Origin of the sequence: Thalassorhabdomicrobium marinisediminis (genome assembly GCF_003072065.1) — a bacterium.
GTDB lineage: Bacteria > Pseudomonadota > Alphaproteobacteria > Rhodobacterales > Rhodobacteraceae > Octadecabacter > Octadecabacter marinisediminis.
On sequence record NZ_QCYG01000009.1, the window covers coordinates 95,268 to 109,200 of the forward strand.

Annotated in this window: 16 protein-coding genes; 6 read left to right on the forward strand and 10 right to left on the reverse strand. The window is 63.9% G+C overall.

Annotated elements, in window-relative coordinates; translation table 11 throughout:
- Position 1 precedes the first annotated feature (1 nt).
- From DC363_RS14340 to DC363_RS14365, 6 genes are read left to right on the forward strand one after another with little or no spacing between them, the layout of a single operon-like run.
- Positions 2-697 (forward strand): TrbG/VirB9 family P-type conjugative transfer protein, encoded by a 696-nt coding sequence (locus tag DC363_RS14340; protein WP_108641842.1) that lies wholly within the window; start codon positions 2-4, stop codon positions 695-697.
- Positions 694-2,073: a TraB/TrbI/VirB10 family type IV secretion system protein gene (locus DC363_RS14345; protein WP_108641843.1), complete on the forward strand. Its 1,380-nt coding sequence runs from the start codon at positions 694-696 to the stop codon at positions 2,071-2,073. The genes DC363_RS14340 and DC363_RS14345 overlap by 4 nt, the downstream gene beginning before the upstream one ends.
- A gap of 4 nt (positions 2,074-2,077) precedes the next feature.
- Positions 2,078-3,064, forward strand: coding sequence for an ATPase, T2SS/T4P/T4SS family (locus DC363_RS14350; RefSeq protein WP_108641844.1), 987 nt, complete (start codon positions 2,078-2,080; stop codon positions 3,062-3,064).
- Entirely contained in the window at positions 3,061-3,255 is a 195-nt protein-coding gene (locus tag DC363_RS14355) for a DUF4177 domain-containing protein (RefSeq protein WP_076535516.1), read from the forward strand. The genes DC363_RS14350 and DC363_RS14355 overlap by 4 nt, the downstream gene beginning before the upstream one ends.
- Complete coding sequence (locus DC363_RS14360; protein ID WP_108641845.1) at positions 3,252-3,662, forward strand: hypothetical protein; 411 nt, start codon at positions 3,252-3,254, stop codon at positions 3,660-3,662. The genes DC363_RS14355 and DC363_RS14360 overlap by 4 nt, the downstream gene beginning before the upstream one ends.
- Before the next feature lie 12 nt (positions 3,663-3,674).
- A complete protein-coding gene (locus DC363_RS14365; RefSeq protein ID WP_108641846.1) occupies positions 3,675-4,751 on the forward strand; it encodes a TrbL/VirB6 family protein in 1,077 nt (358 codons plus the stop codon).
- A 304-nt stretch (positions 4,752-5,055) separates the two neighbouring features.
- On the opposite strand, the gene DC363_RS14370 is transcribed toward DC363_RS14365, so the two are convergent.
- The 10 genes from DC363_RS14370 to DC363_RS14415 all read right to left on the reverse strand — a co-directional run bounded on the left by DC363_RS14370 (position 5,056) and on the right by DC363_RS14415 (position 13,908).
- Positions 5,056-5,265 carry a CBS domain-containing protein gene (locus DC363_RS14370; RefSeq protein ID WP_146180798.1) on the reverse strand — a complete coding sequence of 70 codons (210 nt, stop codon included), beginning with the start codon at positions 5,263-5,265 and terminating at the stop codon, positions 5,056-5,058.
- 39 nt (positions 5,266-5,304) lie between these two features.
- Entirely contained in the window at positions 5,305-5,412 is a 108-nt protein-coding gene (locus DC363_RS14375) for a CBS domain-containing protein (RefSeq protein ID WP_108641848.1), read from the reverse strand.
- Positions 5,413-5,430: 18 nt separating this feature from the next.
- A complete protein-coding gene (gene rpoZ, locus DC363_RS14380; protein WP_108641886.1) occupies positions 5,431-5,766 on the reverse strand; it encodes a DNA-directed RNA polymerase subunit omega in 336 nt (111 codons plus the stop codon).
- Positions 5,767-5,809: 43 nt separating this feature from the next.
- Positions 5,810-6,736 carry a protease HtpX gene (htpX, locus tag DC363_RS14385; RefSeq protein ID WP_108641849.1) on the reverse strand — a complete coding sequence of 309 codons (927 nt, stop codon included), beginning with the start codon at positions 6,734-6,736 and terminating at the stop codon, positions 5,810-5,812.
- A gap of 3 nt (positions 6,737-6,739) precedes the next feature.
- Positions 6,740-7,327 (reverse strand): nucleotide exchange factor GrpE, encoded by a 588-nt coding sequence (locus DC363_RS14390; RefSeq protein ID WP_158270884.1) that lies wholly within the window; start codon positions 7,325-7,327, stop codon positions 6,740-6,742.
- Between the two features lie 126 nt (positions 7,328-7,453).
- Entirely contained in the window at positions 7,454-8,440 is a 987-nt protein-coding gene (locus tag DC363_RS14395) for a YfdX family protein (RefSeq protein ID WP_108641851.1), read from the reverse strand.
- Positions 8,441-8,542: 102 nt separating this feature from the next.
- Complete coding sequence (locus DC363_RS14400; RefSeq protein ID WP_108641852.1) at positions 8,543-9,052, reverse strand: NADH dehydrogenase ubiquinone Fe-S protein 4; 510 nt, start codon at positions 9,050-9,052, stop codon at positions 8,543-8,545.
- A gap of 38 nt (positions 9,053-9,090) precedes the next feature.
- The gene (locus DC363_RS14405; protein WP_108641853.1) at positions 9,091-9,726 is read right to left on the reverse strand and encodes an HdeD family acid-resistance protein; all 636 of its coding nucleotides are present in this window, start codon (positions 9,724-9,726) and stop codon (positions 9,091-9,093) included.
- A 13-nt stretch (positions 9,727-9,739) separates the two neighbouring features.
- Positions 9,740-10,912, reverse strand: a complete 1,173-nt coding sequence (locus DC363_RS14410; protein WP_108641854.1) for a flagellar biosynthesis protein FliA — start codon at positions 10,910-10,912, stop codon at positions 9,740-9,742.
- Positions 10,913-10,989: 77 nt separating this feature from the next.
- Complete coding sequence (locus DC363_RS14415) at positions 10,990-13,908, reverse strand: ATP-dependent Clp protease ATP-binding subunit (RefSeq protein ID WP_108641855.1); 2,919 nt, start codon at positions 13,906-13,908, stop codon at positions 10,990-10,992.
- Between the last annotated feature and the right edge of the window lie 25 nt (positions 13,909-13,933).

The window sequence follows — 13,933 nt, forward strand, 5'->3', positions numbered from 1 at the left end:
TTTGATCAATAAGTTCTTTGTTGCTGCCATATTTGTTTTGCTGCCTGCCCTTGCCTTTGCCGAAGCGACCCCGCGCGGTGGTCCAAATGACAGCCGCGTGCGGCTGGCAACATATCAAGAAGGTCAGGTCTACCGCCTCAGCGTCTCGCTCACCCATGTCACCACCATCGAGTTTGGTGAGGGCGAAAGCATCCGCTCGATTATCGCGGGCGACACGGAAGGGTTTGAGATCGATGGCGTGCCCGGCGGTCAGGCATTTGCAATCAAGCCCGTCGCGCGCGGTGTCCATACCAATGTGACGGTCTACACGAACAGGCGAAGCTACTATTTCAACGTCGAGGAGGTCCGCAGCCCGACCTTCTACGTGGTGCAATTCAGCTACCCTGACGACACTGCGCGCCCGACCCGGGCCATCGCCGCCCAAGCGCCGAACTTCAATTACGGCGCCAGCGCGCGGACCGAGTTCACGCCAACGCGCATCTGGGATGACGGGACGTTCACGTATTTCGCCTTTCCGAGAAACGCACCTGTGCCAGCGATCTTCCGCTACGCGGGCGGGCGTGAACGCACGGTCAACACGCAAACCCCTGAAGACGGCGTGATCCGCGTCAGCGGCGTAAACCGCCAATGGGTCCTGCGACTTGGCGAAGAAGTGGTCTGCATCGAGGCGATCCCGCCCGCGGAGGCCGCCTCATGAGCGATACTGAGAACACCGAGCTGGAAAAACGCCTCGCCGCCCTTGAGAAAGGCAGTGCCCGCGCCCCCACGGCGGCGCAGCGCCGGTCGCCCCTTCTCGCGCTGATCGTGGTCCTCGTCATCGGCGCGGGTGGTGCCCTGCTTTATCTCCTCTCACAGCCCGACGAAGAGGAAGCCTTGCCGACGGCCACCCCGGATGTCTTCCAAAACGAGGGGGACGGCTTTGGCGCCATCGAGACCTTGCCCCCGCCCGAGCCCGAGGTTGTGTTTGTCGGACCGGATCCAGTCGAGCCCAACGCGGAGCTTCTGGCGCAGATCACCGCGCTGCAGGCTCAGATCGAGGAATTGCGCAACGCCCCCGAACCGGTCGTCGAGGAAGACACCGCCGCCGCAGAGGCGATCGACGCGCTGACCGCTCAGATCGCGGCGCTACAAGCCGCCTCGGAAGCCGCACAGCAACGATTCCAGGACGAACTGACGGCGCGGGATCGCAGCCTTGAGCAACTCCGCATGGATCTGGAACTGGCCCAACTCGAGGCCAGCCGGCCCCAACCCGCCCCAGCGGGCCCCACGGAAGATGAGCTGCGCGCGCGCGAAGAAGAGCGACTGCGCCGCGAGGAAGAAGCCCGGCGCATCGCCGAGCTGGAGCGCCGCGCCGCGGAGGAACGCGCCTTCCAGGAGCGGCGCATCGCCTCGCCCACCATCGCGTTTGGCGGCACGTCCGGAGCGAATGAAACGGCTCTGACCGAACGCACCTTCGGCGAGGTGACGGATTTCGTGCTGAACGGCGCACTGCCCTCGACGGTGACGCAGGCCGAGGTGATCGCCAATCCCTCCAACACCATCATCCAGGGCACCATGCTCCAGGCCGTCATGGAAACCGCCCTCGACAGCTCGCTGCCCGGCCAGACCCGGGCCGTGGTCTCCGAAGATGTCTACAGCGTCGATGGCACGCGCCTCCTGATCCCGCGCGGATCGCGTCTGATCGGGCGCTACCGCGCCGGCGTCGATATCGCGCAGCGCCGGGTCACGATCGCCTGGGACCGGATTATCCTGCCCGACAACCAGACCGTCCAGATCAGCTCCTTCGGGGGCGACGAACTCGGCCGTTCCGGTGTCACAGGTTTCGTGGACACGCGCTTTGCCGAGCGTTTCGGGTCGGCCGCCTTGATCTCGCTGATTTCCGCGGCACCTGGTGCAGCCGCCTCCGAGGTGCCGAATGAGACGGCCGCCAACGCGCTCGAAGATGTGGGAGATGATCTGGCCGATGCCACGGACAGTGTCCTGGGCGATTACCTCTCGATCGGCCCCGTCATCTATGTCGACCAGGGCGCGCGCGTCACCGTCATGGTCGACCGCGATCTGGAGATCTTTTAGCCCTATGTCGCTCAGCTATCTCGAGACATCGCTTGACCGGATCGACGCCGCCGCCCGCGACGATGTCATCGAGATCTGCATCAACCCCGACGGGACCTGCTGGGGCGAATTCCAGGGCGATCACTTCATGCGCGCGCTGGACCAGAGGCTGACCGGCGTTCAGGTCAGGGACCTCGGCAACCAGATCGCCTCCTCGGCCAACACGACGATGAGCAAGGATCGCCCCATCATCTCAGTCTCGATCACCTACAAGGGCCGCCCGATCCGGGCACAGGTCATCACCCCGCCCGCCGTGCTCTCGGCCATGTCGATTAGCTTGCGGTTCTTCTCGAGCCTGCCGCTTGAGGGCATCGCGCTCGATTTTCTCTACGGCAAGGAACGCAAGCTCGAAGACCTGCGCGTGGAAAAGAAGCGCGCCTTGCGCGCAGTGGTTGCCGCGGGTTTGATCGATGATGCGCTCGCCTTCTGCGTCGAGAACAAACTCAACATGATCGTGTCCGGCGGCACCTCCACCGGCAAGACCGTGGCCGCGCGCAAGATCCTCTCTCACGTACCGGCCGAGGAACGCATCGTGACCATCGAAGAAGCCGCCGAGCTTCTGCCGACCCAGCCAAATGCCGTGACCCTCATCGCCAATCGCGACGCAGAATTCCAGACCGCCGATGTGCTTCTCACCGCCACGCTGCGCATGCGCCCCGACCGGATCATCCTGGGCGAGGTGCGCGGCAAGGAGGCCATGACCTTTCTGGAAGCCATCAACACCGGCCATGGCGGCTCGATGACCACGCTGCATGCCGAAACCCCCCAACTTGCCGTGCAGCGCCTCGCGATCGCAGCACTAAAGACCGAGATCCCGATGACCTATGCCGACATGATCCAGTACATCGAAAATTCCATCGACGTGATCATCCAGGCCGGTCGGCATGACGGCAAACGCGGCATCACCGAATTCTACCTCCCCGGCGCAACCGATATTGGAACTTCCCCATGAAGACCTTTGAATACAATATCCTGTCCTTTCCCATGACCCGCAAAACCGGCCTTGCCGACATGCAGACCTGCCTGAACGAGAAGGGCGCAGACGGCTGGGAGGTGGTGTCGATCAGCTCCTCGGAATTCGCCAATGTCGGGCACACCGTCTTCCTGAAGCGTGAGACCACACCCGCTGGAGTCACGACATGAGGCGGGCGCGTTGCCTCGCCTTGGCCGCGCTGGCCCTAAGCTTGACGCCGACCCTCGCCGTTGCCGAGCGCAACCTAGTGCCAACCCTCGATCGCAGCTTTGACGTCTGTCCGAACCGGCCCGCTGAACCCGTCTGGATGCAGGATATCTCCCTGCGTCAAGCCTATCAGCGCGTGTTGGTACAGGACATCTACCGCGCCCAGAACCTCGAGCGCATCGTCGAGACCGGCAGCTGCGGCTGCGAGACCCGGTTCCCGTCCTGGGACGCTGCCGAGGCTGTGTTTCGGGAAAAATACGCGAGCAACGAACGGTGGGAAATGCTCGAAGCCTCGGATGGCTACAACCGCCGCGCCAACGCCGCCCGAACTGCCGCCAAGGCCATCTGCGACGCCGCAGGCAATTGGTAGGGCAGCCCCGCGATGAGTGTCGTCACCTATTTCGTTGAAACCTCCCAGGCCTATCTCGACACCGCTGCCGAAACCCAGTTTGGTGCGGTTGCGGAAACAGTCGGCACGCTCCTGGTTTTGGGGACAACGCTGGTGGTGATCCTCGTCGGCATCAACATGATCTATCAATATCGGGCCATGGATGGGCACACAGCCTTCTGGCTCGCGGTCAAGATCGGGCTCATCGGGATATTCGCGACCAATTGGATGCAGTTCAACGCGTTCTCATCTGCCATTCTCTATGGGATCGACAGTATCGCGGGCGCGCTGGTGGCCTCGGTCGGCGGCGGCAGTCCGGGGCCCTCTGGAACTTTCGCTGAAGAATTCGACCGGCTGATCGCCGAGCTCGGCGATTACCTGAATGCCGCCGGGTCCGAGCTGAACTGGATGGCGGGCGCCATGCTCGACATCGTCGGTGTGCTTCTGCTCTCGATCCTCGGCGGACTGGCCGCCTTCATCCTCGTGGCCTCCCGACTGATGATCGCGCTTCTGATCGGGATCGCCCCGGTGATGATTTTCCTGACCCTCTTCGAGGTGACCAAGGATTATTTCGCGCGCTGGTTATCCGCGCTTATCTCCTTCGCGATCTACCCTATCGTGGTCGCAGGGGTCTTCGCGACCGTCACCGGGGTGGCCTCGGCTCTCATAGGCGAGTTGGGTGATCCGGAAGGGGCTTCCAACATCGGCGCGCTCATACCTTTCTTCATGATGGTGCTCATGGCCAAGGGGTTCATAATCGCAACACCCTTCATCGTCCGCGCGATTTCCGGCAACATCATGATGCCGGCGCTCTCCGGCGGCCTCGGTGGCGGATACAACTTCGCTCGCGCAGCGATGGGCAGCCAGCAGGCCTACAATCGCTACCTGATCGGCGGTGCCAGTGGTGCGGAATACGCAGCCCTCAGGGCGCGGCAGTTCTTTGGCGTGCAGCAGATGCCGGCGAGGCAAGGCATGGGTCAGACGGGTTCCACAGGCGGCACAGGATCCACTGACGCAGGGTCAAAAATGCTGGCACAGCTGGCGAGACTGGGACGGCTTGGGCGACGGTGACGGCCCACAGGAGACATTCACCGGGCCTATCCACGCTGCATTGCAGCTTCACCAGAACAGCCGTTCATGCATCATGCAGCATTTTCGCTAATCATGTGACTGCAGAGCGGACAAAGTTCACCTTCGCTGCGTTTGTGCCGATGGCCTTTCCCGGATAGCGCGACAGAAACTATCTTCCGTGCCGATAACAGAAACGGATGAATTCTGGAAAATGGACCTTTGCCGCTAAAGTCGAGCACGATTCAATAATGTAGAATTCTACAGCATAGGAAGCGGTTGCCTTTTGTTTCTGGATCCAATTCGATCACGCGCGCCCCGCAACATAGTCCTTGAGCGCCTCGGCTTCCGACGCGATCTCGCGCAGTCGATGCCCGACGACATCGAGCGTATTGATGATGCCTTTGATCTGACCGTCTTCGACAATCGGCACATGCCGGATATGGTTGGCGTCCATCAACCCGTAAACCTTCGACAGCGGTTCCGAAACCTCACAGGTCAGGACTTCGGCTGTCATCACCTCGGTGAGCGGCGTGGAGAGGGTTGCGGGGCCTCTTTAGTTGAGCGCGCGCAGGATATCCCCGCCCGAAACGATACCGAGGATCGAGCGGTCTTCATCTGTCACGACAACGGCGGAAACCTCGTCCAGCTCCAACTGGTTCATTCAGCAATGATCGGACGGTCATTTTTGATCTCCTTTCCCTTTATCGTCGCGCTCCGCCACCCTCGCTTCGATCAGTTGCAACAACAGTGTGTCCTCATCCATCGTTCCATCATCGGGTAGCGCATCCGACAGCTGAAGCTGATGCGACCGGATGTAATCGCGCCGCAATGTGCCGACGTCGATATCCCCGCGCGCGATCTCGCGCAGGGCAGCGACCGCGCGGTTGTGACCTTTGTCGGCGGGGTTGATATCGGCATAACCCGCATATTGGCGTGCCCTGTGGGCCGCCAATACCGCCAACTCGAACCGATCGGGAATCCGTTCGAGACAATCCTCAACTGTGATACGTGCCATGATATCCTCCATGTTTCATGGACTGGTGTGTCTTTTCCCGCTTTTATCCCCACCCGGCTCTGCGCCGGGCAGGGCCGACCGGAGTGTGCGGCCTGGTATCGCCCGCGCGGAGCGCAGCGATCCTGCGTTCCAGCGGCGGGTGGCTGGCAAACAGCGTCTGGACCCGGCCCGCGCTGATCGCGAAGGCGCGCATCTCCTCTGGCAGGGGCGGTGCGTTCTGCGCCAGCTTCAACCGTTCCAGAGCCGCGATCATGTTATGCCGCCCGGCCAGCGCGGCGCCACCGGCATCGGCGCGAAACTCGCGCCAGCGCGAGAACCACATGACGATGGCCATTGCCAGCACGCCGAGCACCATTTCCGTCACCAGCGACACGATCCAGAACCCCGGCCCGTAACCGCGTTCGATCCGCAGGATCAGACGGTCGAACAGGAATCCGGCGAGCCGCGACAGGAAGACAACGAAAGTGTTCACGACGCCTTGGATCAGCGCCAGCGTGACCATGTCGCCATTCGCGGCGTGGCTGACCTCATGGCCCAGAACCGCCTCGACCTCGCCACGGCTCATGGTGTTCAAAAGGCCGGTGCTGACCGCGATCAACGCATCGTCGCGGTTCCATCCGGTGGCGAACGCATTCGGCGAAGGATGATCGAACACGCCGACTTCCGGGCGTCCGATCCCGACCCGATCTGCCTGGGCATGGACAGTCTCGACCAGCCAGCGCTCGGTCGCCGTCCGCGGCGCAGTGATGACCTGAACGCGCATCGCGGCCTTGGCCATCGTCTTGGACAGGAACAGCGAGATCAGCGACCCGGCAAACCCGATCACTGCCGAGAAGATCAGCAGCGCGGTCAGGTTGAGATCGACGCCGTTCGCCTGCAGCAGCCCCTCGATGCCGAGCAGCCGGAACGAGACCGACAGGACGGCAAGGATGGCGAGGTTCGCACCGAGAAAGAGGCTAAGGCGCAGCATGGCTCATTCCTCCTCAACTTTGCTTGGTGCTGCGCTCACGGTGACACGGGCAGGCCGGATCAGGCGCTGACCGATGGCGAAGCCGGGGCGATGCAGGACCATGACTTGTCCGGGCTTGGCCTTGTCCGTTTCCTGCGTCTGCGTCGCCTCGTGCAGGGCCGGATCAAAGGGCGTGTTCTCGGGTGCGATGGTTCTGACTCCGAGCGCTTTCAACCCGGTCTCAAAGGCCGTCCGGATATTGCGCAGACCCTCAAGGTGCGAAACGATCCTGGGATCCTCCGCATCCGGGCTTGTTCGCGCTGCCTCGATCCCGAGCGACAGGGCGTCAAGGGCAGGCGCGAGAGCCTCGACGGCCACCGCGATACCGTGTTCGCGACCTTCCGCGCGGGAGGCATCGGCCCTCTTGCGCGCATTCTCCGCGTCCGCCAACGCGCGTTTCCACTTGTCGGTCAGGAACTCGATCTCGTCGTTTTGGTCGAGCGCCGGTTCGTCTGCACTGGCCGTTTCCTCCGCCGGTGTCTCTACCTTTTCCCGTGCTTCGCTGTCCGTCGTTACGACAGACCTATGGTCCTTCTTGTCGGTATCCTCCATGCCTTGCCCTCCTTTCGCCAAATTGGTTCCTTCCGACATGACTGTCGTTCACCGTCCGGAAAACGGGCAGGCGACCATTCATGAGTTTGACCGCGCTGCCCATGGCGTCACATCAGATTGCGCTGCTCAATCGAACAGGCGTTGTTTCAGCCTGGTGAAGCTGTCGCCGATCTTGTCGAAGATGCCGCCGCTGTCCTGCTCGGCGTCGATCTTGTCGTCCAGTTCATCGAGGTTCTCGTGAAGCTCCTCGAAATCGTCCTCGTCGCCATAGCCGAGCGCTTCGGCGATCTTGAGCTGGTTACGCGCAGCTGCGACATATTCGCCGGGCGAAAGCGGTTCGGCCTCAACGGTCTCAGCAGCCTCGTCTGCACTCTCGGTTTCAGTGGAGCCGGAGTCCGCTGCGTCGGTATCCGCAGCAGTGCCTTCATCTTCGCCAAGCGCCTTCTCCGCAGCGTCGATCAGCAGTTGCGCCCGCAACACCGGCAGGGCGATCGTCTCCTCTGTGACGACCACGGTGCCGAGCGCGGTGGCAAGAGTCCGTTTCGCCGTCTCCACGTCGCCCGCATCGATCTGGGCGGTCGCGCGCAGAAGCGCGTCAGGATAGGTGGCGAGCGGCAGATTGGTGGTCTCCACGACGATCTCGCTGGCGAACTCGCGCATCAGTGGGCGGGCTTCCTGAAGCCTGCCATCGTCCACCAGATCCTCGATCACCTCGCGGGCCGCGTTGATCGTTTCCACATCCGCCAGCAGGTCACGCTGGAGCAGCTGGACATCAACAGGTGCGAGGGCCAGATCGGGATCGCGGGCAACGACGCTTTGCAACTTGCCGGTCGCGACCGCCAGCGCGTCGAGCGCGGCCTGAGTATCGCCTTCGTCAAGCGCCTTCACGGCCGCCTCGGTTTCCTCCAGGGCGCGTGTCGCGTCTTCGAGAAGCGTCTTGCGTTTCTCATCGACCTGCGCGGTCGCCTCGTCCTGCACCGGTTCGCTCACCGTCTCGTTCGTCTGGGAGGCCGGGGGTTGCGATGTTTCCTGAGCTAAGGCCGGTGGCAGGGCCAGCATGGTCGCCAGCGCCAGGGCGCTGACCGATGAGGTGAGCAGGTTGCGATTCAACATGGGTCTCTCCTTTCTCCTTTCAGTTCATGACGGCGTTACTATGTTCGGCCCGGGTTGCGGGGCGGGCGCGTGGCCGGGCCGTTTGCCACGCGCCCGAAAAATTCAGCGTCCCGCCAAAGTCGTGCCGGTCCATGCCGGGGGATCGGAGGCCGGGAAGGATTCGAGCGATGCCAGTTCCACCGGATCGGTCTCGTCCTTTTCCGCCGGGGCCATCCTCGCTTCGACGTTTCCGCGCGGCTGCGGTCCATCCAGTCGATCAAGGGGGCGGAATATCGGCTCAAGCGCGGTGCGGGACCTGCTACGGCCGCCATCGCGGACGATGTAATCCCAGTCATTCCGCTCGGCATATTCGATGGCACTCTCACAATCCGGAAAGCTCAGCCGGATCGGACGATAGGGATCGCGGGTCGCGGTCCAGCCCATGAGCGGCTCGATCTCCGGCGATGCGGCAGGTTCGAATTCCAGTATCCAGTGGCGGGGCCGCGGCCCCGACTGCATCGCACTGCGCGAGGGACGATAGATGATCGCCGTGGGCACACCGGCCGACCGCAGGTCCATACCGGGTATTTTCGGCCGGAAGGGCGGCCGGTTATGTCCTCTCATGTTAAACATTGTGACCTCCTTTCTCAAAAAGGCTGCTTCCAGCTGTTTCAGACCGTCTTCGCCTGCGCGGCGCTATCCGTCTCGCCGTTCGCCTTGCGCAGCTTCAGTCCGAGCAGGATCATCGTGACGCCGAAGATCGCGGCATAGATCGCCAGCAGCCAGCCGAGAGCCAGCAGCGTTTCCGCCGGACTCGTCGTTAGGAACCAGACAATCAGGGCGCCCAGCAGGATCGACACGATCCCGCTTAGGCCGAGCCAGATCTCGCCCTCGATCTCCTTGCGCAGCCGGATCGCGGTCACGAGCTCGAAAAGCCCCGAGAAGACCGACCAGAAGGCGATGCTGGCCCAGAGGAAGACCGCGAGCACGAAGGTCGCGACGAAGGGCGCGACGAGGACCACCAGCCCCGTCAGAATGCCGAGCACGCCGCTGAAGGCCAGCCAGCCCCAGCGTTCCTCGCGGCGCATGTGACGCACCGCGGCGATGAGGCCGAAGACGCCATCGGCGAAGGCGAAGGCGCCAAAGACCAGCGTCAGCGCCAGGATCGCCTCCGCCGGCATCAGCCAGGCAAGAACCGCGATGACGAGTGCGAGGACGCCGCGCAGCACGAAGGCCCACCAGTTCTCGGACAGGCTGCACAGGAATTCCTCGATCGACGTTTGTGGGTTCGTGTTTGTCGTCGTCATTTTCCGTCTCCTTTCAGTGGTCGGCGTGCTCGGCCGTGTTGGATGTGCCATGCGGGCGGCCATCGCGGTTTCCGGTCATCGCCGTCGCGATACGGTCGCGGTCTTCCAGTGGCTGCGGGATTTGCGCTACTTCCGTCTCGGCATCCGCCAGCGCGGCTTCGGCGCTGTCCGGCGCGTGGCCGGCCTCGATCAGGCGCTGGTGCAGGAAGGCGCGCCCGGCCTCGGCAATGCGCGCCACCTCTTGCGCAGACAGATCCAGAACCGCGGCCGTCTGCTCCGGCGTCTCGTCCTCGATGTGGAGCCGCTGGACGACCTTGCGCCAGAGCACGGGCAGATCGGCCAGCGCCCGGTGCAGCGCCAGCGCCGCCTCGCGCCGCACCGCCAGGGTCTCGGCGCCCTCGCCATCCTCGTCGGCCACCAGGTCTTCCAGTAGGAGAAGATCGTCGGGCTGGTAGAACTCGAACATCTCCTGATCCGCTGCGGTCGGCTCGCCGGCCGGCTGGTCCGGCGTCTCATCCAGCGATGCGGCATCGTCGGGGACGGCGCGGCGGGCGGCGCGCGCCTCGGCCTCGATCGTGCGCCAGGCCAGCCCGGTCAGCCAGTCGCCGACCGAAAACTCGGTCGGGCGCTGCTCGAAACGCTCGAGCCCGCTCAAGATCGTGGCGGCGACAAGGCTGCGCACGCTCAGGCGTCCGGCGGGCACGGCACCGCTGGCTTCGAGATAGGTGAGCTCGCGCCTGACCACGTTGTAGAGGTGATCGAGGTGATCCTCGATCAGATCGAAAAAGAGCGCCCGCCGGTCCGCCTCAGCCCGGTCCGGCGCGGGCGGCAGCAGCCGGCCGGTCCGGGCGCGCCGCGCCGGGCGTTTCCATTCTGGCGCGCGCGCGAGGCGTGACAGGAGCCGGTCGAGCCGGCGCCCGAGGGCCGCGAAGGCCCGGTGCAGGACCGGTTCGATCCCGAATCCTTCCTCCCGCGCGGCGATCACGCCCGTGGGCAGCCCAAGGCGGAGATCGGCCCGGATGCGCTTCTTGCCGCGCGTCTGCGACACCGAGACTTCGAGCCGCACGAGTTCGGGGCGGAAACGCACAAGCCGCCTTTCCAGCAGCGCCGCCTCGTGGCGGATCACCTCGGGGGCGCGGCGCCGACCGTAAGAATCGAGATTGCGAAAAGCTGTCATCAAGTTCATCTGGCTTCCCTCACAGGCAGTATCCGTGCCGAGGGATGCGAGGCAGTGTGCGCGCGCGCCCCGCATCCCCGGCCACGTCATGTCGTGGCGTCGGCGCCTCCCTTGTCCGTCTCGTCGGCAGTCGCGGGCTTTCCGGGCTTCGCCTTATCATCGGCGGCGGCGGCGTCAGCCGAGTGCTCCGGCGTCTCGGCCGCGCCGTCCCTGTCGCCGCCATCGGGTTTTGCGGGCGCGGCATCCTCAGCCACATCTGCCGCTGGCGCGTCGGTGACGTCGGTCGCCTCCAATTTCTCGAAGGTGATCTTCTGTTCCTCGGCCGACCACGCCACACGCACCCGGTCGCCGTCCTCGACCGAGCCGGAGAGCATGGCGCGTGCCAGTTCGGTTTCCAGCTCCGAGCGGATCAGGCGGCGCAATTCGCGGGCCCCGAATTCGGGCTGGAAACCCACAGCGGCGAAGTGATCGGTGACGGATTCGTCGAAGTCGAGTTCAACCCCTTGGTTCAGCGCCGTGCGCGCCACGCGGGCCAGTTGCAGCCCGACGATCTTGCGGATTTCGGACTGGTTGAGCGAATGGAAGACGATGATCTCGTCGATCCGGTTGAGGAATTCCGGCCGGAAATGGCTGCGCAAAACTTCCATCAGCTCGGCGTGCTGCTTGGTCTCGTCGAACTGTTTCGTGCCGCGCTTCTTCAGGTTGCGCTGGATGATGTCCGAGCCGAGGTTCGAGGTGGCGATGATGATCGTGTGGGTGAAATCCACCACCCGCCCCTTGCCGTCGGTCAGCCGACCATCGTCGAAGACCTGCAACAGGATGTTGTAGACATCGCCATGCGCCTTCTCGATCTCGTCCAGCAGCACCACCGAATAGGGCCGGCGACGCACCCGCTCGGTCAACTGCCCGCCCTCGTCATAGCCGACATAGCCCGGCGGCGCACCGACCAGCCGCGCGACGGTGTGGCGTTCGCCGTATTCCGACATGTCGATGCGGATCATCGCATCCTCGTCGCCATAGACGACCTCGGCCAAAGCCTTGGCCAGCTCGGTCTTGCCCACGCCGGTGGGGCCGAGGAAGAGGAAGGTCGCGGTCGGCGCCGGGCCGTCGCGCAGACCCGCGCGCGCCAGCCGCACCGCGTCGGCCACCGCGTCGATCGCCTCGTTCTGGCCGATGACACGCTCGTGCAGGCGTTCTTCCAGCTTCAGGAGATTCTCGCGCTCCTCGCTGGTCAGGTCGGTGACCGGGATGCCGGTCAGCTTGGAGACGATCTGCGCGATGTGATCGGTGCGGACCTCGGCCCTGGCCGACGCGCGGTCGCGTTTCCAGGTCTCCAGCAGCGCATCGAGTTCGGTCTGCTTTTCCTCCAGTTCATGCTTCAAATCGGCGGCGCGGTCGAACTGCTTGCGCGCGGCGGCATAATCCTGTTCGCGCTTGATCTGGGCGACCTCGGCTTCCAGTTCCTGCACGTCGACGGGTCGCGCGGTGGCGGAAATCTTCACCCGTGCCGCGGCCTGGTCGATCAGGTCGATGGCCTTGTCGGGCATGAAGCGGCCCGAGATGTAGCGGTCGGCCAGTTCGGCAGAAGCGACGATGGCCTCATCGGTGATCGTCACCTTGTGATGACTTTCCAGCATGTCGCGCAGGCCGCGCAGGATCATGATCGTCTGGGCCACACTCGGCTCGTCGACATAGACCGGCTGGAACCGCCGCTCCAGTGCGGCGTCCTTCTCGATATGTTTCTGGTATTCGTTGAGCGTCGTCGCGCCGATCAAGTTCAGCTCACCCCGCGCCAGTGCAGGCTTGAAGGTGTTGGCCACATCCAGCCCGCCTTCGCCACCGCCCTGGCCCGCGCCCATGATGGTGTGCAACTCGTCGATGAAAAGGACCAGATCGTCCTTGTTGGCCTCGATCTCTTTCAGTACCTTCTGGATGCGTTCCTCGAACTCGCCGCGATATTTCGATCCCGCGACCATCGAGTTGATGTTCAGTTCCACCAGCCGCTTGTCGCGCAGGGCCTCGGGCACCTCGCCCGCAACGATGCGCTGTGCGAGGCCCTCGATGATCGCGGTCTTGCCGACGCCGGGCTCGCCGATGAGCACCGGGTTGTTCTTCTTGCGCCGCGCCAGAACCTCGATCGTCGTCTCGATTTCGCGCGCGCGACCGATCACCGGGTCGAGCTTGCCTTCGCGGGCGAGCTTGGTCAGATCGCGCGAGAATTCGTCCAAGTCAGGCGTGTTCGACGGGGCATCGACGCGGCCTTCCTCGGCCCCGCGACCCACCACCTTGGTCACCTGCTGGCGCAGCGCCTGCGGGGTGAGTCCGTATTTGCGCAGGATGTCGGCGGCCAGACCTTCGCCCTCCTCGGCGAGGCCGATCAGCAGGTGCTCGGGGCCGACATAGGAATGGCCCAGCTCGTTCGAGGCGATGAAGGCACGGTTGAGCGCGTCTTTCAGACGTGGGCTGACACCGATTTCTCCGCCTTCCTTGCCTTCGCCGCGCGGCGCCTCGCTCTCGATCTGGCGGCGCAGATCGTCGATGTCGATCTTGAACTGCTCGAGCAGTGTCTTCACCACATCGCTGTGGCTCAGCGCGAACAGCAGATGCTCGGTATCCACCTCGGACCGGCCCAGTTCGCCCGCCTTCTGCGCAGCCTCCTGCAACAGCTTGTTGCCTTGTTCGCTCAGCCGGTCGGCGATACCCGCGCCGCCGCTTCCCCTGCGGCTGCCGCTCGAAACCGGGATACGCTGTCCGCCGGTTCCGTCGCTGTCGTCACTGAGGCGGCGCGACATGTTGCCGAAAGGGCTGTCGCCGAAGAACTCGTCGAAAAGCGACCCGCCGCCGAACAGCGATTCCAGCGGGGAGCTTGACCGCCGTTGTTGTCGTGCCAGTTTGCGGTAATCCTCGTCGCAAAGCTCCATCAACTGGCGTTCACCGTTGACCGAGACCTGCGCCCGGAATGACGCCGGGCGGCGCTTGCAGATGTCACAGATTCCGTTTGCCATTGTCGTTTCCTCCTGAGTCGTCATG

Bases quoted from the DNA above. Each gene is read 5' to 3' on its own strand.
- DC363_RS14345 (WP_108641843.1), top strand. From the start codon at position 694: ATGAGCGATACTGAGAACACCGAGCTGGAAAAACGCCTCGCCGCCCTT.
- DC363_RS14350 (WP_108641844.1), top strand. From the start codon at position 2,078: ATGTCGCTCAGCTATCTCGAGACATCGCTTGACCGGATCGACGCCGCC.
- DC363_RS14355 (WP_076535516.1), top strand. From the start codon at position 3,061: ATGAAGACCTTTGAATACAATATCCTGTCCTTTCCCATGACCCGCAAA.
- DC363_RS14360 (WP_108641845.1), top strand. From the start codon at position 3,252: ATGAGGCGGGCGCGTTGCCTCGCCTTGGCCGCGCTGGCCCTAAGCTTG.
- DC363_RS14365 (WP_108641846.1), top strand. From the start codon at position 3,675: ATGAGTGTCGTCACCTATTTCGTTGAAACCTCCCAGGCCTATCTCGAC.
- DC363_RS14370 (WP_146180798.1), bottom strand. From the start codon at position 5,265: ATGACAGCCGAAGTCCTGACCTGTGAGGTTTCGGAACCGCTGTCGAAG.
- DC363_RS14375 (WP_108641848.1), bottom strand. From the start codon at position 5,412: ATGAACCAGTTGGAGCTGGACGAGGTTTCCGCCGTTGTCGTGACAGAT.
- rpoZ (WP_108641886.1), bottom strand. From the start codon at position 5,766: ATGGCACGTATCACAGTTGAGGATTGTCTCGAACGGATTCCCGATCGG.
- htpX (WP_108641849.1), bottom strand. From the start codon at position 6,736: ATGCTGCGCCTTAGCCTCTTTCTCGGTGCGAACCTCGCCATCCTTGCC.
- DC363_RS14390 (WP_158270884.1), bottom strand. From the start codon at position 7,327: ATGGAGGATACCGACAAGAAGGACCATAGGTCTGTCGTAACGACGGAC.
- DC363_RS14395 (WP_108641851.1), bottom strand. From the start codon at position 8,440: ATGTTGAATCGCAACCTGCTCACCTCATCGGTCAGCGCCCTGGCGCTG.
- DC363_RS14400 (WP_108641852.1), bottom strand. From the start codon at position 9,052: ATGTTTAACATGAGAGGACATAACCGGCCGCCCTTCCGGCCGAAAATA.
- DC363_RS14405 (WP_108641853.1), bottom strand. From the start codon at position 9,726: ATGACGACGACAAACACGAACCCACAAACGTCGATCGAGGAATTCCTG.
- DC363_RS14410 (WP_108641854.1), bottom strand. From the start codon at position 10,912: ATGAACTTGATGACAGCTTTTCGCAATCTCGATTCTTACGGTCGGCGC.
- DC363_RS14415 (WP_108641855.1), bottom strand. From the start codon at position 13,908: ATGGCAAACGGAATCTGTGACATCTGCAAGCGCCGCCCGGCGTCATTC.